Source organism: Psychrobacter sp. PSi21, from assembly GCF_054960615.1.
The window spans coordinates 22,315-42,354 of sequence record NZ_JBHNYR010000014.1 but is presented as its reverse complement, the minus strand read 5'-3'; the positions used below and the strand labels follow the sequence as shown (position 1 = coordinate 42,354).

Sequence of the window (20,040 nt, the reverse complement as noted above, 5' to 3'; positions counted from 1 at the left end):
ATGCTGACTGTCACTCAGCTTATTAAACACAACCTTATAAAAATAACCAAAACCATAACCATTAGAATAAATATCACTCAGCGTAGGAAGTCATTCATGATGCAGCTCATTACTGGCCAAAAAGCCAAATTTACCGATATCAATCTGTCAGCGCAATTTACACTGATCACCACACTGGCCGCAAACCATACTGTTATTGACGTGGCCTGTTTTGGGTTAACTGCTGAGCAGAAGCTTGCCAGTGATGATTATATGACCTTTTACAATCAGCCAACTACGCCTTGCGGAGCGGTTTGTTTGCATAATGATGGTGACGAGCAGCGCTTTGAGATGGATATTAGCAAGCTGCCTGAGGGCATCGATTACTTGGTATTGACTGCGACGATAGATGCCCATGCTCCGATGCAGACCACCATGAGTACGCTGGCGGCCAGTAGCGTGCGCGTAGAACAAGCAGGGCAGGTGGTTGCGGAGTATGCCTTTGATGGTCAAGCGTTTGCCAGTGAGCGTGCCATCATGCTGCTACAGGTTTACCGCAAAAAGGGCGTGTGGCGGATTAACGCGATTGGTCAGGGCTTTAACGGTGGTTTGAGCGCGCTGGTAACACATTTTGGTGGCGAGGTTACTGACGACACCCCAAGCCAAGCACCGCAAAACCACAGCCCTATCAGCAGTAGCCCGCAGCCGACCAACCCCTCTGATCATCCTACCGCCAATGGCCAAAATGCGCCTGTTAACCTTAAAAAAGTGACGTTAGACAAGCCCGGTAGCAGCCACCGTGTCAACTTGCAAAAAGGAGATGGCGAGCAGCTGGTAGTAGAAGCCATTTGGGTTGATAATGGTGATGCCAGTGATGATAACGATGACTTGGATCTGCGGGTGGGTATACTGTCACAGCAAGATAAGGATATGCGCTACATTCATGCGCCCGAGCAAGTTGGTAGCTTGCGTAACATGCCGTATGTGCAGCATCAAGGCGATATCAAAGTGGCCAGCGCCAAAATGCCGGGCAAAGAGACCGTGTTGGTACATCCTGATATTGCCAAGCATTATGGTGGCAAGGTGGCGTTGGTCTTTTCTGTGTACTCGGCGGTGTCAAATGGGGTGGTGTCTATCGCGTCATTACAGCCAAAAATGCGTATGCAATATAAAGATCAGGTGGTCGAGTGTGTGTTTAATATCAAGGCCTCACCAAAGGCTAAGAGCCGCTTTGTCTACACATATGTTATTGGTATTGCCATTATTGATGAGCAAGGCATCACCTTACAACATTCAGGCGAAACCAGCCGGCGTATGAGTGAAGCCACGCCAAGACTGTTGTGGAAAGGTGATGACATCTCCCTAAAAATTGATGGCCCCTCGATGTTCAAAGCTGAATAGCAGAGCTGCCATTGCGTTGCCGCTAGGGGGTCGCTTTATAGCAAACGGAATAACAGCATTACAATCAGTCACAAGACATACATAACCAATTTGATAAGATAAAATGAGTTTTGGCGGCACATGGCTGACATTCGTTACAGCTTATGTGCCGCGATAGCAATCATCGTCCCTAATCAAAAAAAGCGCTGTGATAACACATGACGATAAGCGCATAACGTAACTATAAGGAAAACATAATGGCACATCTACGTTTGGGTGACACCGCACCGAATTTTGACGCAAGCACCACAGAAGGTGATATCAATTTTTATGATTGGGCAGGGGACAGCTGGGTCGTTCTCTTTTCGCATCCTGCTGACTACACGCCAGTATGTACCACTGAGCTGGGTCGCACTGCTGCACTTGGCGGCGAGTTTCAAAAGCGCAATGTCAAACCCATCGCCTTGTCTGTTGACGGTCTAGACGATCATAAAGGCTGGGTGAGCGATATTGAAGAAACCCAAGGCACTGCTGTTAATTTCCCGATTATCGCTGATGCCGATCGTACGGTTGCTGACTTGTATGACATGATCCATCCAAATGCTGATAACACAGCGACGGTTCGCAGCGTCTTTATCATTGATCCCAACAAAAAGGTACGTCTCACACTGACCTATCCTGCCAGTTGTGGCCGTAACTTTAATGAAATCATCCGCGTGATTGATGGCTTGCAGCTCTCTGATGAGTACAATATCGCCACCCCAGTTGACTGGCAAGAAGGCGATGATGTGATCATTCCACCAAGTGTCAAAAATGAAGACATCGCGGCCAACTATCCTAAAGGTCACACCGAAATTAAGCCTTATCTACGTACCACGCCTGCGCCCAATAAATAAGCGGCGTCGCACCGTAATAACCGCTAATGAGATGCTTAAAACAAAAGCCGCATAACGTAAAGTTACGCGGCTTTTACTATTTTTTTGACAAGTGACAATGGGCTTTTGTTATGATGCAAAGGCGGGCTTCTGTTAGCCGTGACGTGTGGTCATAATGACAACCTATAATCTGATCATATGCAGTGATACCAATAATCAGTACAAATAAACCCAAACTTTTATAATCCTGAGCAATGATTGCTCTTTGATGTCTTTGACAAGGAAACTGCCATGAAAACCTTATATTTATCACGTACCGCCCCAAACCCTCGTAAAGCCATTATTCTGTTGGCATCAAAAGGAATCGATGTCGATAATATGGACGATCTCAATGTGGTCGAGATTGACTTTAGCAAAAAAGAGCAGTTCTCAGAAGCCTTTACCAAGATCAACCCCATGCAGACCATACCCGCGATGACGCTCAGTGATGGAACGGTGCTCAACGATTCGCAAGCGATTTGCGAATATTTGGACCGTGTCTATGGTGAACGCTCAGTGATGGGCAATGATGTCGTGCAGCGTGCAAAAGTGTGTTCTATGCGCCGTATTGCTGAGTTTGAAGTGCTGTATAACTTTATGTTGGCCTTTCAGCATAGCCATCCTTCAAAAGCAGAGCGCGTGGATCAAGTCCCTGAACTTGCAGATAAGTCGGTTGCACGCGCCATCAAAGCCTTGCCTTACTTTGAAAATGCATTGCAAGATCAAGAATACTTGGTCAATGACCAATTGAGCTTTGCCGATATCGTGCTTTATATCGGCCTAGACTTTGGTAAAGCGCTACAGTTTGACCCAACGGCGCACGGCGACAACCTTGCCCGCTTTTATCAAGCGATGAACGAGCGCTTTGGTATTAAGGTTATGAATAAGACAAAAACCGATACCGATGCGGATTGATTATCTAATTGCGTGATATGAGCGCAGCCGTTTGATAAAGGGAAAGTGTCCCATTGTCAGTCGCCGCACCTGTCTAAAAAGCGTGTGGATACATCGAGCAATAAATGAAAAAACCAAAGGGGCAGCCGCAATGACTGTCCCTTTTTTGTGCTAGGGCATTTACTATGTTGTTTGATGATACATTGGCTCAACACACTTAACGTAAATTACCAATATCATCTTCACTCAAACGCCAGCGGCCTTTTTTCTTTGACGCGCCGCGTCCGCGCATGGCGCTGTTGAGCAAAATTTTATTCATCGAATGACTAGAGTGCGCGTGACAAATGGCGCAGGCGAGTCCATCGGCGGCATCTGCTTGTGGCACCACATCGAGCTTGAGAATACGGCAGACCATCTCTTGAACCTGCTCTTTACTGGCCGCGCCGTAGCCACATACTGCCTGCTTGATCTGCCGTGCAGTATATTCAGCCACTTCCAAATCCAGCGCCACCATGGCAGCAATCGCCGCGCCGCGAGCTTGACCCAGTTTGAGTGCTGAATCTGGATTTTCGGCCATAAAGACTTGCTCAATAGCGGTATATATCGGCTCCTCAGCGTATTTAAGGTGATGCTGAGTGATGCGTGTTAAGCCGTTAAAAATGCGTTTCAGACGCTCGGGCATCTCTTTGGTGTCGGTGCGTATGGTGCCTGCATCCATAAAGGTGAGCTTGTCGCCAGTCTGTTGTACGATGCCATAACCGGTCATGCGTGAGCCGGGATCAATCCCGATAATAATTGCCATAGTGTTCCATATTACTTAAAAATCAGCCTTAAGTTTGATAGTATAGCAAGCCATCCCCATATACTTTATCAGTTAACCATTTTAATTTGCATTACGCTTTATTCTTTACTTTATAGGACGACACTTTATGGGTCAGATAGTTGGTATCGCCATCGTTTGGTTTATCATTGAGATGCTGCTGTGGTATTTGATTGCTCAGTTTATGAGCGGCTGGTGGGTATTTATGTGGTTTATTGTCGCTGCGGTCATTGGTATATCACTGATCCGCAAAGGCATGGCATCACTCAACCCGCTAGCACAGCAGATGAAAGCAGGCGGCATGATGAATCCTTCCATGCGTCCACCCGAATCGACGATGATCAAAAGCATTGCGATGGCAGTGGCGGGTATTTTGCTACTGATCCCCGGTGTACTGAGCGATCTGCTTGCGGTATTGGTCATCTTGCCACCAGTGCAAAAGAAACTCAAAGACATGGCCAACAACTACGTCATGAACAATCAGGAAAAAATGATGGAAATGATGGCCAAGCAAATGGGCGGCCAAAATCCATTTGGCGGCGCTGGTGGCATGGGCGGCCAAAATCCATTTGGCGGCGCAGGGGGTATGGGTAGTCAAAACCCATTCGGCGGTGCACAGCAGCAAAATCCGTTTGGTGACGTGTTTAAACAACACACCACCGTTGATGGCACTGCCAAATCTGTACCCAAAGACGTCAAAAAAATCAGCAAACCTGCAAACGATGACTAAGTCTGCTGCCGCTGGCGAGAACCGCTAGCGGCACACCATAGATAGTAGACGGTACTGTTGATGGTTTAAAGACAAAAAATTGAGATAAAAAAAGCCCCTTTCGTCAATGACAAAAGGGGCTTTTGATCGCTTAGGTCTCTTATTATGATATCTAAACGGAATATAACAACCGAAGTGCCGCCGTAAGATGGTGACCCATGAACCGTGAAGTTCAGGGCGGATGCGTCATCGTCTCGGAAGGTTTCCTGATACACTGCAAGCAGTGCAGGCATACACAATAAGACAATAGGTAGCGCATCCAGGTAAAGCATTATCGGCTCAGGGAATAAACATCTACTAGCCAACACTTCAGAATAGATTTATCTTAACCAATGAGATAACAGATTGCAAGTGAGATTTATAGATTACTGGCCGAAAAGATATTTCAAGATATTGATATTACATCAAAGTTTATTACTTTGTACAAACTAAAGCCGATATTTGGTGCAAAAAAATATTGTATTTTCGGCTATTTTGAGATATGTGGTAAGATAGGGCGCTTATCTACTCTTGTACAGCAAACAGGCGTTCATCCACTTGAGGAGCGGTAATTTATGACCAGTCAACAACAATCAATCTCTAATAATGACAGTAACTCAGTAGCAGATAAAAAAATACCCCATGTCTTAATGATTTTAGATGGTTTTGGGCATCGTGAAGATGACAATGATAATGCCATCGCTGCGGCCAATACACCAAATTTGGACAGAATATACCAGTCTTATCCGCATGGCCTTATTTCAGGCTCAGGTGAAGATGTTGGTTTACCCGATGGTCAATTTGGTAATTCAGAGGTTGGGCACATGAACTTGGGTGCAGGCCGCGTGCTATATCAAGACTCTACCCGCATCTCAAGCGAGCTTGCCAATCGTGAGTTTTACAAAAACGAAGCGCTTGTCAATGCGGTAAACGCTGCCAACGAACAAGGTGGCAATGTGCATATCATGGGTCTGCTATCAGATGGCGGCGTACACTCGCACCAAGATCATATTGAAGGCATGTGTCACGCCGCATTGGTGCATGGCGCTAAGAATGTCTTTGTACACTGTTTTTTAGATGGTCGTGATACGCCGCCAAAATCAGCAGACAAATACATCAACCGCTTACGTGAGCATCTAAACAAGCTCAACGCCCACTACGAAGGTCATACCCAAATCGCCAGTATCGTTGGTCGTTACTATGCCATGGATCGTGATAACCGCTGGGATCGCGTGCAAAAGGCTTATGAGCTGATTACTGAAGGTAAGGCCGAGCGTGTCTCAACCCGTGCAGATGGTGCCGTGCAAGCAGCTTATAAAGCCCGTGAGACTGATGAGTTTGTCAGTCCGACCACGGTCATCGAACATGGTGAAACCCCATTCACAGTAGATGATCATGATGCGCTGATCTTTATGAACTTCCGAGCCGATCGCGCGCGCGAATTGGCACAAGCCTTTGTATTGCCCGATCATGAGTTTTCAGGGTTTGCTCGTCATAAACAGCCCAAATTGGCTGCCTTTGTGATGTTGACCAAATACTCAGACGTACTCGAAGATAGTGACCAGACCAGTATTGCTTACTATCCAACCTCATTGACCAATACTTTGGGCGAATATCTACAAAACCAAGGAAAAACCCAGCTGCGCATTGCAGAAACTGAAAAGTATGCTCATGTGACGTTTTTCTTTAGTGGCGGCCGTGAAAACACCTATGAGGGTGAAGATCGCATTTTGGTAAGCTCACCTGATGTCGCCACTTATGATTTGCAGCCAGAAATGAGTGCGCCTGAGGTCACAGACAAGCTTGTTGCGGCAATTGAGTCGGGTAAATACGACGTATTGATCGTCAACTATGCCAATGGTGATATGGTTGGTCACACTGGGGTCTTTGATGCGGCTGTGAAGGCCGTTGAGGCCCTTGATGTGTGCGTGGATCGTATCGAAAAAGCGGTACGTGCTGCAGGCGGCGATATGCTCATTACCGCAGATCATGGTAACTGTGAGCAAATGCAGGACTATGAAAGCGGTCAAGTGCATACCCAGCATACCACAGAGCATGTACCTCTTATTTATGTCGGTGAGCAAGATGTGCAAGTGCGTACTGGCGGTAGACTGAGTGATGTGGCACCAACGATTTTAGCCTTAATGGATATGGACATTCCTGAAGACATGACAGGTAAAAACCTACTGATTGAGGCTTAATGGTGTAAGGGACAGTGAGGGGTAGGTCTGCTGATTGCCCAGTCACTGTTTTACCCAGTATCGATAGCAGTCGTTGTGATTGTCAAAAGGGGGAAGAATATACTTTATTCTTCCTCCTTTTTATGGTGTATGAAGCAGGCAGTAATACCAGCGGATGTTTCGCTTGCAATACTATAATGGTTTTTTGCCATGGTTTAATGCTACTTTAGATTTTCTGGCTGGTTATTACGTCAATAACACTTCGTTTTTCTTTAATGGATATGAGTTTCTCTATGCACTTATTCACTCAGCAGTCGCTTAACTCCCCTCAGCCATCGATCAAGCGTACACAGCGGCGATATCGGCCTATTGCTCATGCCTGTGTGTTTGGCGTGATGGCGATGCTCAGTGTGCAGGCGCAAAGCGCAGAGGTGGTAGACGATAGCGCTTCTAGTCCCACCGCAGGCCTACAGCTTATTAGCTTGAAGGATGATGATCTCACTACTGATAGTGGTACGGACGATGCGCCGTCAGCCAATCAACAAGAGGATTGGATAGATAGCCAGCCAGACGAGACGGCCATCGATGATGGTGCTGGCGGTACCGATGGGTCAACAAGTATACCCGATGAAGACGCTCTAGAGGTCATTGATACAAAGATTCCAAAAGAGGTCGCTAAGGTATCACTCAATGCCATCTCTCCTGAAACTTTGGAAACCTTTGTCGCCGTGGTCGATTTAGTGCGCCGTGAGTATGTCGAGCCTGTGAATGACGAAGCGCTCTTTAGCAATGCTATGAGCGGTATGCTGACTAAGCTGGACAGTCATGCGGAGTTTTTGGATGCTGAAGCGTACGAAAATCTACGCGCGTTTACGCAGGGCGATGTGGGCGATGTTGGTATCCGTGCCACGTATCAAGATATGATTGGCTATTGGGTGATCAGTCATGTGGTGCCAGACTCGCCAGCGGATCAAAATAGTATTGCCGTTGGCGATTATTTGCACCAGATTGATAGCTTTAAACTGGATAGCGAAGAGCAGGCCAATGATGTCGAGCAGTTATTAACAGGTATTGCAGGTACCAAAGTGGACGTTGTAACCTCAAAGGCAGGGCGACGCAAACACAGCAGTACGCTACAGCGTAACAACAGCCATCCGCAAAATATTGAGACCAAGCTGGTCGATGGTATTGCCGTTATCAAACTGCCAGCCTTTCAAAATAATAGCCGTGAGAAAATTTTGCAAAATCTTACCCGCTTAGATGCGCCTGTGAAGGGCATCTTGCTTGATGTGCGTGACAATCCAGGCGGAGTATTGACCTCAGCTGTGCAAGTGGCCGGCTTATTTATGGCGGATACAGACGTGGTGCAGATAAAAAGTCGCCAAGAACCTCTGCAGACGCTCAGCACCCAAGGCAACGCACTGCTCAAGCCATTACCAGTCGTTGTATTGCAAAACCGCTACTCAGCATCCGCAGCAGAGGTGCTAGCCAGCAGTCTGCAAGCACAAAAGCGCGCTACGGTTATGGGTGAAGTCAGCTATGGCAAAGGATCCGTACAGTCAGTGATACCTATTGATAATGATCATGCGGTGAAACTAACCGTCGCGCATTATTTGACAGCTAAGGGCAAAAAAATAGATAAAATTGGCGTGCAGCCTGATGTTTTATTATCAGGTAGTGAGGCTGATTGGGAGCAGCAGGCGCTTGACTTACTGCGTGCAAAAGCAATCCCAACGGGCGTTCGTTTTATGCAAAAAGTGTCTGCGACAAACAATGATAGTCAGTGATTGCAGACGATTATTATCTTAATCATTATGTCGCTCTTCATCTATATTTAGCTTTTTCATGCGATAACGTAGGGAGCGAAAGGTTGTTCCTAGCAGCTCGGCTGCTTGGGTTTTATTCCAATCAGTCTGTTTGAGTGCGGTGATAATCAGGCGTTTTTCTTGCTCTTGCAGATAGGCTTCTAACCCTTTTTGTGGTAGTGAGGCCTCGTCATGATCATCATTTTGAGTATCTTGGTGCTCACTTAGTGGCGCGTTAGGATCAGCGATACTCTCTACTGGGACTGGTGGTGTTTGAGTGGCTGGCTGAGCTCTATTATCAAACCCATTTGATGATGACTGAATGGCAGAGGCATAGGCTTGGTTGTTGGTACGATAAGGGTGCAAGTTGACGACAGAATGGTTATCGATATCGTCTGCCTCGGCAGTTTCATCGGTTTCATTTGAGGTAGCAGGCTGTTGAGCGTTGGTCTTGTCCGACTGAGTGACAGCATGAGACCTTTCATTTTCGAGCGCAGGCAAGCCTAAATGGTGTACTTCAATGAGGGGCGTTTCTGCTAAGGTCAGTGCGCGCTCAAGTACATTGCGTAGCTCGCGCACATTGCCTGAAAAGTCATGCTGCTGCAAGCGCTGATAAGCAGAGTCGGTCAGCTGCGAGGGTGCGTCAAGCTGCCATTCCTTGGCAATTAATATTAAAAAATGCTGTGCTAAATCTGGGATATCTTCACGCCGTTCTTGCAGCGCGGGCAACTTTAGTTCGATAACGTTGATACGGTAATATAAATCTTGGCGAAACGCGCCAGCGTGTACCAGTTGGCTCAAATTTTTATGTGTTGCAGAAAGTATACGGATATCAACAGCAACTTCACGAGTGTCACCAATGGCGCGGACGGTCTTTTCTTGAATCGCGCGCAGCAGTTTGACCTGCATGGCAAGTGGCAAATCAGCCACTTCATCCAAAAATAGCGTGCCCCCGCTGGCTTGTTGAAACAGACCTTGCTTGTCAGCAACAGCCCCTGTAAAACTGCCTTTTTTGTGCCCAAAGAACTCAGACTCCATCAATTCAGAGGGGATCGCGCCGCAGTTGACTGGTACAAAGCTGCCATCACGTCGTGGACTCAAATCATGAATCAGCCTTGCCACCACTTCCTTACCCGTACCTGATGCACCTGATAAAAAGACAGGTGCTTGCGAGCGCGCCAATTTCAAAATGGTTTTTTTGAGCGTTTCCATGACGGCAGAGTCACCAATCAGGCGACTGTCTAGCAGCTGTTGCTCGGGTGTTTTTTGCATTTGTGCCGTATCAGTCTGATCTTGTTTGACGACTTTAAGCGCATTTTCTACCAGTTGGCGCAGCCGTGGCAACTCAAGCGGTTTGTTGACAAAGTCAAACGCGCCAAGCTTAAGTGCTTCAATAGCCAAATCCATACTGCCATGGGCGGTAATCACAGCCACAGGCGTGCTGGAGCTCGCACCGATCTCCTGCACCAGCTCTAGCCCTGAGCCATCAGGTAGCTTTAAATCTGTCAGGCAAAAATCGTATTCATTTTCTTGCCAATAAGCTCTGGCTTGTGCCAGATTGTAGGCAACATCACTTTTGATACCCATCTTTGTGAGCGTGATTTGCATCAGGCGGCATAAATCTACTTCATCATCGACGACCAGCGCAGTTGCTGTCATACATAACCTCACATTTGCTCAATCTTATTTGGCGCAAGCCACGTTTATCATTGGGAGTAGCACGGCGACCTACAATTGAAGCATCATACGAACTGTTCCAGTGGTGGCAGGCATCTGTTTTCTATTAGCTCTCAGACGATGGCAGGCCATATGGTGTGTTGGCTACCGAATTTTTATTCGTCGATGGCTGCCCTGCAAGTGGCGCGATCAGCCGAAAGCACGTTTTTTCGTGCTCAGGAACATACATCAGACGCGTATGGTTGGCTTCACTAAAAGCCTGTGATAAGTAAAGCCCTAGTCCTGTACCCGCTTTATCTGTCGTAAAAAACGGATTAAACAGATGTCCTAAATCAGCATCACTCACGCCATCACCATCATCCATCACATCAATTATAACATCGTTCTGCTGACAGTAGACCTTGATTTCCACATAGGCATGAGGGTGAGAACGACTGCTATAACGCAAGCCATTGTTGATTAAATTAATCAAAATTTGCTCCAGTTGATTGGTATCAAACAGGATAGTAGGCTGGGAGGTGGTTTGTAAAAACACATCGTGACCATGAAAATAATTGTCCAAAAACTGCGGGAGCCATAGAGATAAATTAAGAGCCTGCTGATTGGGCTTTTGCTGCCGCGAGAGTTTGAGCACGTCCTCGATAATACGATTGACTCGCTTAGTCTGCGCAAAAATCATTTTATAAAGCTCTTGATTAGCCATCATCTCAGCAGTCAGGTTATCGGCTTCGCTTTGCAAAGAGTCACTCACGTCTTCCATCAGCAACTGGCTGGCTTGGGAGATGGCCGCCAGTGGATTGCGGATTTCATGAGCAATGCTGGCGGTCAGTTGGCCAAGTGAGGCCAGTTTTAATTGCTGGGCATTGGCTTTTTCACGGCGTAAGTCCTCAAGTAGGATCAGTTGGCTACAGTCTTTTAAAGGAGTGATTTGTACGCGTATGTGATCGGTCACTGCTGCGCTGGTCAGCGCTGGTAACTCATATACAAAGGAGCGTGATTGTCCTGCGGCAACCGACAAACATCCCTCAAGCAGTTGAGCATGCTGAGCCTGTAGCTGCCGCTGAAATTGTGACAAAAAAGGACCGCGCACATGATCTGGAGCAGGCTGGTTCCAGTACCATGGTGCTTTAGTATTGCTTATACTACCATCGTTAGTCGCTGGCTCATTATCGATCCCCAATAGTTGGTAAGCGGCAGCGTTAGCGAGTACCACTTGCTTTTTTTCGATCACCATCACACCACTGATCATCTGACTGATGACCTCTTTGTTAATGGTATTGAGGCGAGCTACCTCGTCTTCGTGCCGCGCCGCCATCTTCTCGACATAGGCCAGACGTTGTGAGACTGACCAGCTCAAAAAGCCTACTGCTAGAAAGCTGGCAGACATTAATAAGGCGTCACCTAAGTTGGTCAAACTCATGCTGTTGGCGATAGCATAAAAAAACTGCTGATAGATAACAAAAATAATCGCAAGCAGGGTGATCACCAGTGCCTGAGAGACATGTAGTAGCATAAAGCTGGCAGCCACCACCACCATATATAACATCGTCAGCTGCAAATCAGGTGCACCATTGGTATACAGCAGCAAGCTCAAGATGATGACATCAAGGGCCAGTCCAAAAACCAGCTGACGCCACGGACTTTTAGCAACCACCAAGAACAGTCCAAACAAAATCAGACTCAGTAAAAAATAGAAAAAAAGCGCGGTTTGCTGTAAAAAACTGGGCAAGAGCAAATCATCACTGGATTTGGCAGAAAAGTAGCTCATCATCACCAAAAAGATGCTGATTACCAAGCGGTAACTGCTATAAATTAGCCCAAGGCGGCGCAGCTGCGCCAAGGGCAGGGTATCGCCGCGCTGTAAATAGCGCAAAATAAAAGCGATGGTTGGTGAGGCAGCAGTTTTCATAAGGATACTCAAACAAATTAGGGCTGAATCAAACCGTGACGAATGGCCATATGAGTGAGTTTGACATCACTGTCTACCCCGACTTTTTCATAAATGCGGTAACGATAAGTATTTATGGTTTTGACACTAACAAATAATTGATCGGCGATTTGTTGTGGACTTTGGCAATTGACCACCATCATTGCTACTTGTTTTTCACGATCGCTTAATAAGTCAAAAGGGGAGCCTGCATTATCAGATAATAAAACCTCGGCCAATTGTTCGGCCACATCATGACTAAAATAACGTCCGCCCTGATTTAATTTCTTGATCGCGCGAATCATCTCATCAAGCGGCGTGCCTTTGGTGATGTAACCATTAGCTCCTGCTTTGAGCAGCATAGAAGGATAAGGCTGCGCTGCCATACTGCTGACGGCCAAAATCTTGATACCCATATCGAGCTGCACCAAGCGTTTGGTTGCCTCAAGACCACCAATATTAGGCATGTTGACATCGAGTAGCACCACGTCAGGATGCAGCTGCTTGGACAACTTGATTGCCATATCGCCGCTGTCTGCTTCACCCACCACCTCAATATCAGCACTATCTGCCAACATACGACTGATACCCATACGTACCAGATCATGATCGTCCACTACCAATACTCGAATCATAACAACACTCTTAATGATTGTCCGAAAACGGTAACGTCGTATTGAGGCTACCGATGATGTACCTAGTTTACCGCATATTTTGCCATATGTTTTTGTATTGTTTCAGCGTGAATGTTGCATAGCACCATCCAAAAAAATAAAGAAATTTTGATGTGTGTGGTCTCGCCTGACATAGGGTTTCACTTTTTTCTGATATGTGAAGAAATGTTACCCAAACCTAAAGAAAATGTAGTAAAGTTTGACTACGGATAAAAAAAGACCCTTAAGTCGAGTTCGTACACCGACATAAAATGTAAAGCATGATACACTAAAAGTACAAAAACTCTATACGAGTGTCTACAAACGCATCCAAATCGCTACGTACGTGAATCGCGCCAAGTTATTTGCCTTTGACGCGACAGCAATAACCGGGGGAAGAATGAAATACCTACCATTGACCAAGCAGCAACTTGTCGCTGCTATGATTTCCTTGAGCTTGGGCAGTATGGCGCAAGCAGCGCTGACCATTAATGGTACCGAGTCTAGTGCTCGCGTCAGCTGGGGCGGCGCTGATAGCCTCTCAGAAGCACGCAATATCATGTATAGCGCTAATGGCTCTGCGATCAAAAAAGTCGATAATGGTTATGGCACGACCAACTTAACCAATGCCAATCAATACGGCAGTAATGCCAATACTTATAACACCACTTACCGTGGTAGTTTTGGTAGCAGCAGTATGTTACCAATTAGCACGGATTCACGCAGTGTGGCGGTCATTGATGCTGAGACTGGTGAATCCATCTATGAGAAAAACGCGGATACCGCACGCCCAATGGCCAGTATCACCAAGCTGATGACAGCCATGGTGGTATTAGACGGTGGTCTTGATATGCGTGAAGAAATCACGTTGGATCCAGAAGATTTTGTCGGCCCCAAACGCGCCAGTTCACGCTTGAAATCAGGTGATCGTATGAACCGCGCTGAACTGCTGCTTATGGCTTTGATGAAATCTGAAAACCCAGCAGCTAAAAGCCTAGCGCGCAACTATCCAGGTGGTTATAGTGCCTTTATGCGTGCAATGAATCGTAAAGCCCAAGATCTGGGCATGACCAGCGCATTTTTTGGTGATCCAACTGGTCTAGATAAGCGTAATGTCGCATCTTCAAACGACTTGGTGAAAATGGTGCGCGCGGCTGGTAACTACGATGTTATTCGTCGTTTTTCAACCACAAAAAGTTATGATTTCTTCGTTGCCAATTACTCAAGCGGCAATCGTGTTTACAAAGCCAACAATACCAGCAGCTTGGTACGATCAGGCAATTACCCCATTGGTATCTCAAAAACGGGCTTTATTAACGAAGCAGGTCGCTGTGTGGTAATGGAAACACGCGTTAATAACCGTCCAGCCATTATTGTAATTTTGGGCGCTAACAGTTCAGCCACCCGCTGGGGTGACGCCAAAAACATCCTAAGCAGCTTGGCCACGCGCCGTACCGTATGATGCTGCTGAGACGATAGAGACCAAATTTGAAGGGCTGTTATGTGATATAACGGCCCTTTTTGTATGTCATCATTAATATCATAAGCAATATCGCACTATTATGAAGGACAACCGTATGATGCTATCGCAAGCAGAGGATATGCCACCAAAGCGCAATATACCAAAGCTCTATCTACTCACCAATGACGATGATTTTGCGTTGCTGTATCCTAAGCTTGAGGCTGCATTAGCCACCAGAGCAGTAGGTCTGCTACAAATACGCCGTAAAAAAGTGCGCGCGCAACCAGACGGTGCTACGCAGCTGGCACAAGAAGCTGTCCGCATGGTTGCGCTTGCGCGTCAATACGATACCCCTGTGATTATGAATGATGATATTGACTTGGCCGCCAAACTTGGTATCGGTGTGCATTTGGGGCAGCAAGATGGCGCTGTGTGCCGCGCCACTGAGGTGCTGTCTACTGGCCAAATCATTGGCCGCACTTGCCATGGTGATGCTGGATTAGTAGAGACAGCAATAGCAGAGGGTGCAAGCTATGCGGCAATGGGTGCGATATTTGCCTCCAGCACCAAGCCGCAAGCGGATACCATCAGTCGTGAGCAACTGCTGGCAGGTTGCGCGTACAGTGATGCTATTGATCTGTGTGTGATTGGCGGATTAACACCTGAAAATATATCGCAGCTTTTTGGTTTGCCAATCACCTATATCGCTGTGGTGGGCGATATTATGGATTTACCAGTGGCAGATATTGCTGCACGCTGCGCCATTTGGCAGCAGGTGCTTCTAAACTGGCACAAAGACCATGAAGGGTACGAATAAAACAGTCGTAGGCAAAGCAAACGTTTTACTCAGCATGATCCATACACAAAGTGGCATAAGGTAAGGCCTGCAGGCGCTGGGCTTCAATAGGCTCATCGCACACTTCGCATTCACCATAGGTGCCGTCTTCAATGCGGCTGAGTGCATTATCCACATAAATGAGATTTTGCTGTGCTTCAGCTTTGAGGTTTTTGCGCATATCATTTTGACGATAAGAAATGGCCTGATCTTCCCAGTGCTCGTTTAGATCATCTTGCGGATTTTGGATATGATCTTCGATTTTGTCGATGCGAGTCTGGTATTCATCTTTTAATTTTAGTAATGCTTGTTCGGCAGCTGATAGATTGATGCTCATAAAGTGCTCCAAAAAAGTGAGGGTCAATATTATTGTGTTCTATAAGGCCATCATAAAAGTTACATGCTAATTGCGCCACCACGAAATGTTACGGCGCGGCAAGTGCGGGTTATTTTGCCAATCATTATTTGAAGTATTATCAGAGTAATCAAGGCTGTGGTACACTCACGCGCCGATATGGCGGTGGTTTTTTGTCCGTGTTTTGGCATTCGGTCATATTATCTGCTGACCCAATGCGACGTTGTTTTGTCGAAGTTTGATCAATATTAGGTTTTGTAAATACTATCTATATAGGGTTAGTGGCTGACATTATTAGTGGTTGATATTGTTAGATATTAGCTCAAGACTATCTTAAATAGGAGCAAGTCATGAATTTTTTGCGTATGAGTGAGCTGGTGTTAAGCGACAAAGTGGTACTGATCCGTGAAGACTTAAATGTGCCCATTAAAAACGGCAAAGTCGCCAGTGCAGCACGCCTACAAGCCAGCTTGCCCACCATTCAATTGGCATTAGATAAAGGCGCCGCAGTGATTGTCTGCTCACATTTGGGACGCCCAACAGAAGGTGTGGTCGAGGAGAAATATTCACTCGCACCCGTGGCTGATTATCTGACAGACAAGCTGGGCACACAGATTAACAAGCCCGTCAGCCTCAGCTGTGATTATTTGGACAATGGTGTCAAGATTGCCTCAGGCGAGGTAGTGCTACTTGAAAACGTACGCTTCAACCAAGGCGAAAAGAAAAACGATAGTGTATTGGCAAGCGCTTATGCAGACTTGTGCGATGTGTTTGTAATGGATGCGTTTGGTACCGCGCATCGAGCACAAGCATCGACCGAAGGCGTCACCCAAGCGATGCGCCGCGAAGACAAAACTGTTTGTGCAGGCCCTTTGTTAGCAGCCGAGTTGGACGCTTTAAGCTTAGCTTTAGAGACACCTGCTCAGCCCATGTTGGCTATCGTTGGTGGCTCTAAAGTATCGACCAAGCTTGAAGTGTTGCACAGCCTTGCAGAAGTATGTAGTCAAATCATTGTCGGCGGCGGTATTGCCAATACTTTCTTAGCCGCGCAAGGCCATCCTGTTGGTGCGTCACTCTATGAGCCTGATTTGATAGACAGCGCGCGCGACATCATGACCAAGACCGAAGTGCTATTGCCTGAGTATGTGGTCGTGGCTGATAAAAATGAAATCGATTTTGCTGATTTTACAGGCTCATTGCAAAAAGCCACTGCCACAGTCAAAGCAGTCGATGCTATTGCTGCTGCTGATATGATTTTGGATATTGCGCCGCAAAGTGCGGAGCCGTTGGCACAAGCCATTATTGATGCTAAGACTATTTTGTGGAATGGCCCTGTTGGCGTATTTGAAGTTGACGCTTTTGGTGGTGGTACAGAAATCTTGGCTAAAGCTGTCCAACAGAGCGCAGGGTTTTCGATAGCAGGTGGCGGTGATACGCTGGCGGCTATTGATAAATATCAGGTTGCAGAAGGCGTCAGCTACATGTCAACGGGTGGCGGTGCCTTTTTAGAGTTTGTCGAAGGCAAAGTACTGCCTGCAGTGGCAGCCTTACAGATATAACATCAGTAACACGATGCGTACAGCATGTGACAGATATCTGCGGTAATCTATAAAAATATTGTCAGCACCCATAATGCCTTTGGTTATTTCAGCAATAGATTCAACGATAGGTTAAATGACGATACGCTGATACTATGAAATTTGAAAAATATGATGAATAACAATCCGTTTGGTGTCGTTATTATCAAGATAGGGTGCTGATAGTAAATTATTATTATTAAGCTGTTTTTATTTGTTATTACATTAGAAATTGTTATTGCATGTCTGATTTTAGCGCTATAGAATAGCGCCAGCATGTATATTGACATGTACTATTTACAAGAGGTTTATTATGTTAAAACGTCATTTGTTACTTGCTAGCGTTCTTGCTGGTACTTTTGCGGTTACTGCTTGTAGCCCACAAACTGAAGAGCAAGCCGATGCTGGCAACGTAGAAGCGGCAGCTGAGTCTGCTGGTGATGATGTGGCTGCTAACACAGAAGCGGCTGCGACTGACGCTGAAATGGCAGCTCAAAACGCTGGTGATGAAGTTGCTGAAGGCGCTCAAACTGCAGGCGCAGTAGCTGCAGGCGCAGTAGTTAACACTGGTGAAGCGATTGCTAACGGTGCAAACGAAGCGGTCGAGGGTACTGCTGAAGCAGTCGCTGCAGGCGCAAACAACGTCGCTGAAGGCGCTAATGATGTGGCTGCCAATGCGGATGAAAATACAGATATGGAAGCCGCGCCAGAAGTAAAAGACACTGTTGACGAAGATCAAAACTACTAAGCCATTTGCTAAAGCCTTATGGACAGTAAATACCGTCTAAATCAGTATCAGATAAACCTCTAACGTATAAAAAAAGCCTTGGTTATGACCAAGGCTTTTTTTTATTTTTCTCCTCACAAAAGTCAGAGCAACTCAAAAACGTTTTGAATCGGTAGCGCATATGATAAATACTCGCGCAACAGCTGCGAGAGCGTCACAAATTTTGCTATAATCTGCACCGGACGATGGCGGCTGCAGTACAATAGGCTGATACTGCTGCGTACATATCGCACTTACCTTAATTTAACCAGAGAGCGTTTTATGGCTTTAATCTCTTTACGTCAACTTTTAGATCACGCCGCTGAGCACAACTATGGCGTGCCTGCATTTAACGTGAACAATCTTGAGCAGATGCGTGCCATCATGATGGCGGCTGATGCGTGTAACTCTCCTGTGATTGTACAAGCCAGTGCAGGCGCTCGCGGCTATGCAGGCGCTGCATTTTTGCGTCATTTAATCACCGCAGCGATTGAAGAGTGGCCACATATCCCTGTCGTGATGCACCAAGATCATGGCACGTCGGCTGGCGTCTGCCAGCGTTCAATCCAGCTGGGTTTTTCATCGGTAATGATGGATGGCTCATTGGGCGAAGATGGCAAAACGCCAATGGATTATGACTACAATACCAGCGTGACACGTGAAGTGGTCAAGCTAGCACATGCTTGCGGTGTATCAGTTGAAGGCGAAATTGGCTGTTTGGGCAGTCTTGAAACGGGCATGGCTGGCGAAGAAGACGGCCACGGCGCAGAAGGCGTGTTGGGTCATGAGCAGCTATTGACCAGCGCTGACGAAGCAGAGCAATTTGTCAAAGATACCAATGTTGATGCGCTCGCGATTGCGATTGGTACCAGTCACGGCGCTTATAAATTTACCCGTCCACCGACAGGTGATATCTTATCTATTGAGCGCGTTAAAGAGATCCACGCCCGTATTCCAAATACCCATTTGGTAATGCACGGTTCATCATCTGTGCCACAAGAATGGCTCAAAGTGATCAACGAATATGGCGGCGATATCGGTGAGACGTACGGTGTGCCAGTCGAGCAAATCGTTGAAGCGATCAAACATGGCGTACGTAAAGTAAACATTGATACTGATTTGCGTTTGGCATCAACAGGAGCCATTCGTCAATATTTGGCGCAAAATCCAAGCGAGTTCGACCCACGCAAATATTTCAAAGCGTCTATGAAAGCAATGTCTGATATTTGTACCAACCGCTTTGAAGCGTTTGGCTCGGCGGGTCAAGCGGACAAAATCCGTCCGATCAGCTTAGAGGGTATGGTTGATTTTTACCAATAACTCAACTGAGATAGGCATGAGTTGCGACTCAATATAATGAACTGACCATAGGTGGAGATGATGATAGGACTGATTTCAGGGCACGTGCAGTATTTAATGGCGCCGACAGCCTGTATCATGACCGCCTCTGGTGTGGGTTATGATATTGAGCTGCCGCTACCATCTTTTTGTCAGCTACAACTTGAGCAGCCTGCGCGCATTTGGACGCACTTTCATGTCCGTGAAGATGCGCAGCTGCTTTATGGGTTTATTGATCGCAAAGAGCGCGACGTGTTTCGCCAGCTGATCAAAATCAATGGCGTGGGCGCTAAAATGGCGCTGGCCATGCTGTCAGCCATGTCGGCAGCGGAGCTTAAAATGCATGTCGATCAAGACTCAGAAGCCGCGTTGACACGTATTCCAGGTATTGGCAAAAAGACCGCGCAGCGCTTACTGATTGAGCTTAAAGACAAGCTAAAAGATATTGAGGTCGATAGTAGTGATCTTGATATGTCAGTGCCGCAAGCAACATTTGACGCAGAGGGCAGTATCATTGCTGAAGTCGAAGGGGCGCTGATCAGTCTGGGCTATAAAGAAAAAGAAGCTCAGCAAGCGATTAAAGCTGCTAAGAATGGCGGTGATGGTTTCGCCGACACGCAAAGTCTGCTCAAAGCGACTTTACGGCAGCTCTCTAGCTTTTAATGGGCGTTAGCATTGCAGAATAGATGTAGACACAACTGATTAGCATTTAAAAATAAGCGACATTCAT

General features: G+C 46.6%; 17 protein-coding genes and 1 other RNA gene. 12 read left to right on the top strand and 6 right to left on the bottom strand.

What is annotated here, in order from left to right; all coding sequences use genetic code 11:
- Positions 1-96 precede the first annotated feature (96 nt).
- From ACFI32_RS10570 to ACFI32_RS10560, 3 genes are all read left to right on the top strand, one after another.
- Positions 97-1,380, top strand: a complete 1,284-nt coding sequence (locus ACFI32_RS10570) for a TerD family protein (protein ID WP_462626556.1) — start codon at positions 97-99, stop codon at positions 1,378-1,380.
- Positions 1,381-1,616: 236 nt separating this feature from the next.
- The gene (locus ACFI32_RS10565) at positions 1,617-2,255 is read left to right on the top strand and encodes a peroxiredoxin (RefSeq protein ID WP_462626555.1); all 639 of its coding nucleotides are present in this window, start codon (positions 1,617-1,619) and stop codon (positions 2,253-2,255) included.
- Between the two features lie 270 nt (positions 2,256-2,525).
- Entirely contained in the window at positions 2,526-3,188 is a 663-nt protein-coding gene (locus ACFI32_RS10560; RefSeq protein ID WP_462626554.1) for a glutathione S-transferase family protein, read from the top strand.
- 196 nt (positions 3,189-3,384) lie between these two features.
- Here ACFI32_RS10560 and ruvC read toward each other — a convergent pair whose 3' ends face one another.
- Entirely contained in the window at positions 3,385-3,969 is a 585-nt protein-coding gene (gene ruvC / locus ACFI32_RS10555; protein WP_462626553.1) for a crossover junction endodeoxyribonuclease RuvC, read from the bottom strand.
- 127 nt (positions 3,970-4,096) lie between these two features.
- Here ruvC and ACFI32_RS10550 point away from each other — a divergent pair, with 127 nt between their 5' ends.
- The gene (locus ACFI32_RS10550; RefSeq protein WP_462626552.1) at positions 4,097-4,717 is read left to right on the top strand and encodes an FxsA family protein; all 621 of its coding nucleotides are present in this window, start codon (positions 4,097-4,099) and stop codon (positions 4,715-4,717) included.
- Positions 4,718-4,879: 162 nt separating this feature from the next.
- On the opposite strand, the gene ssrS is transcribed toward ACFI32_RS10550, so the two are convergent.
- A non-coding RNA gene (gene ssrS / locus ACFI32_RS10545) (6S RNA) lies at positions 4,880-5,075 on the bottom strand.
- 235 nt (positions 5,076-5,310) lie between these two features.
- Here ssrS and gpmI point away from each other — a divergent pair.
- Together gpmI and ACFI32_RS10535 are read left to right on the top strand one after the other, a co-directional pair.
- Positions 5,311-6,936: a 2,3-bisphosphoglycerate-independent phosphoglycerate mutase gene (gpmI, locus tag ACFI32_RS10540; RefSeq protein ID WP_462626551.1), complete on the top strand. Its 1,626-nt coding sequence runs from the start codon at positions 5,311-5,313 to the stop codon at positions 6,934-6,936.
- A 272-nt stretch (positions 6,937-7,208) separates the two neighbouring features.
- Positions 7,209-8,702 carry a S41 family peptidase gene (locus ACFI32_RS10535; RefSeq protein WP_462626550.1) on the top strand — a complete coding sequence of 498 codons (1,494 nt, stop codon included), beginning with the start codon at positions 7,209-7,211 and terminating at the stop codon, positions 8,700-8,702.
- A gap of 18 nt (positions 8,703-8,720) precedes the next feature.
- Here ACFI32_RS10535 and ACFI32_RS10530 read toward each other — a convergent pair whose 3' ends face one another.
- The 3 genes from ACFI32_RS10530 to ACFI32_RS10520 form a co-directional block, all read right to left on the bottom strand.
- Positions 8,721-10,379, bottom strand: a complete 1,659-nt coding sequence (locus tag ACFI32_RS10530) for a sigma-54-dependent transcriptional regulator (RefSeq protein WP_462626549.1) — start codon at positions 10,377-10,379, stop codon at positions 8,721-8,723.
- Positions 10,380-10,503: 124 nt separating this feature from the next.
- Positions 10,504-12,306 carry an ATP-binding protein gene (locus tag ACFI32_RS10525; RefSeq protein ID WP_462626548.1) on the bottom strand — a complete coding sequence of 601 codons (1,803 nt, stop codon included), beginning with the start codon at positions 12,304-12,306 and terminating at the stop codon, positions 10,504-10,506.
- Positions 12,307-12,323: 17 nt separating this feature from the next.
- A complete protein-coding gene (locus ACFI32_RS10520) occupies positions 12,324-12,959 on the bottom strand; it encodes a response regulator (RefSeq protein ID WP_462626547.1) in 636 nt (211 codons plus the stop codon).
- 418 nt (positions 12,960-13,377) lie between these two features.
- Between ACFI32_RS10520 and ACFI32_RS10515 the strand changes: the two genes are divergently transcribed.
- A complete protein-coding gene (locus tag ACFI32_RS10515) occupies positions 13,378-14,439 on the top strand; it encodes a serine hydrolase (protein ID WP_462626546.1) in 1,062 nt (353 codons plus the stop codon).
- A gap of 115 nt (positions 14,440-14,554) precedes the next feature.
- Entirely contained in the window at positions 14,555-15,256 is a 702-nt protein-coding gene (locus tag ACFI32_RS10510) for a thiamine phosphate synthase (RefSeq protein WP_462626545.1), read from the top strand.
- 25 nt (positions 15,257-15,281) lie between these two features.
- Here ACFI32_RS10510 and ACFI32_RS10505 read toward each other — a convergent pair whose 3' ends face one another.
- A complete protein-coding gene (locus tag ACFI32_RS10505; protein WP_462626544.1) occupies positions 15,282-15,611 on the bottom strand; it encodes a TraR/DksA family transcriptional regulator in 330 nt (109 codons plus the stop codon).
- A gap of 368 nt (positions 15,612-15,979) precedes the next feature.
- On the opposite strand from ACFI32_RS10505, the gene ACFI32_RS10500 reads away from it, so the two are divergent.
- The 4 genes from ACFI32_RS10500 (at position 15,980) to ruvA (ending at position 19,973) form a co-directional block, all read left to right on the top strand.
- Positions 15,980-17,188 carry a phosphoglycerate kinase gene (locus tag ACFI32_RS10500; protein ID WP_462626543.1) on the top strand — a complete coding sequence of 403 codons (1,209 nt, stop codon included), beginning with the start codon at positions 15,980-15,982 and terminating at the stop codon, positions 17,186-17,188.
- 331 nt (positions 17,189-17,519) lie between these two features.
- Positions 17,520-17,954, top strand: coding sequence for a hypothetical protein (locus ACFI32_RS10495; RefSeq protein ID WP_462626542.1), 435 nt, complete (start codon positions 17,520-17,522; stop codon positions 17,952-17,954).
- Positions 17,955-18,254: 300 nt separating this feature from the next.
- Positions 18,255-19,292: a class II fructose-bisphosphate aldolase gene (gene fba / locus ACFI32_RS10490; protein WP_462626541.1), complete on the top strand. Its 1,038-nt coding sequence runs from the start codon at positions 18,255-18,257 to the stop codon at positions 19,290-19,292.
- 60 nt (positions 19,293-19,352) lie between these two features.
- Entirely contained in the window at positions 19,353-19,973 is a 621-nt protein-coding gene (ruvA, locus tag ACFI32_RS10485) for a Holliday junction branch migration protein RuvA (RefSeq protein WP_462626540.1), read from the top strand.
- Positions 19,974-20,040 lie beyond the last annotated feature (67 nt).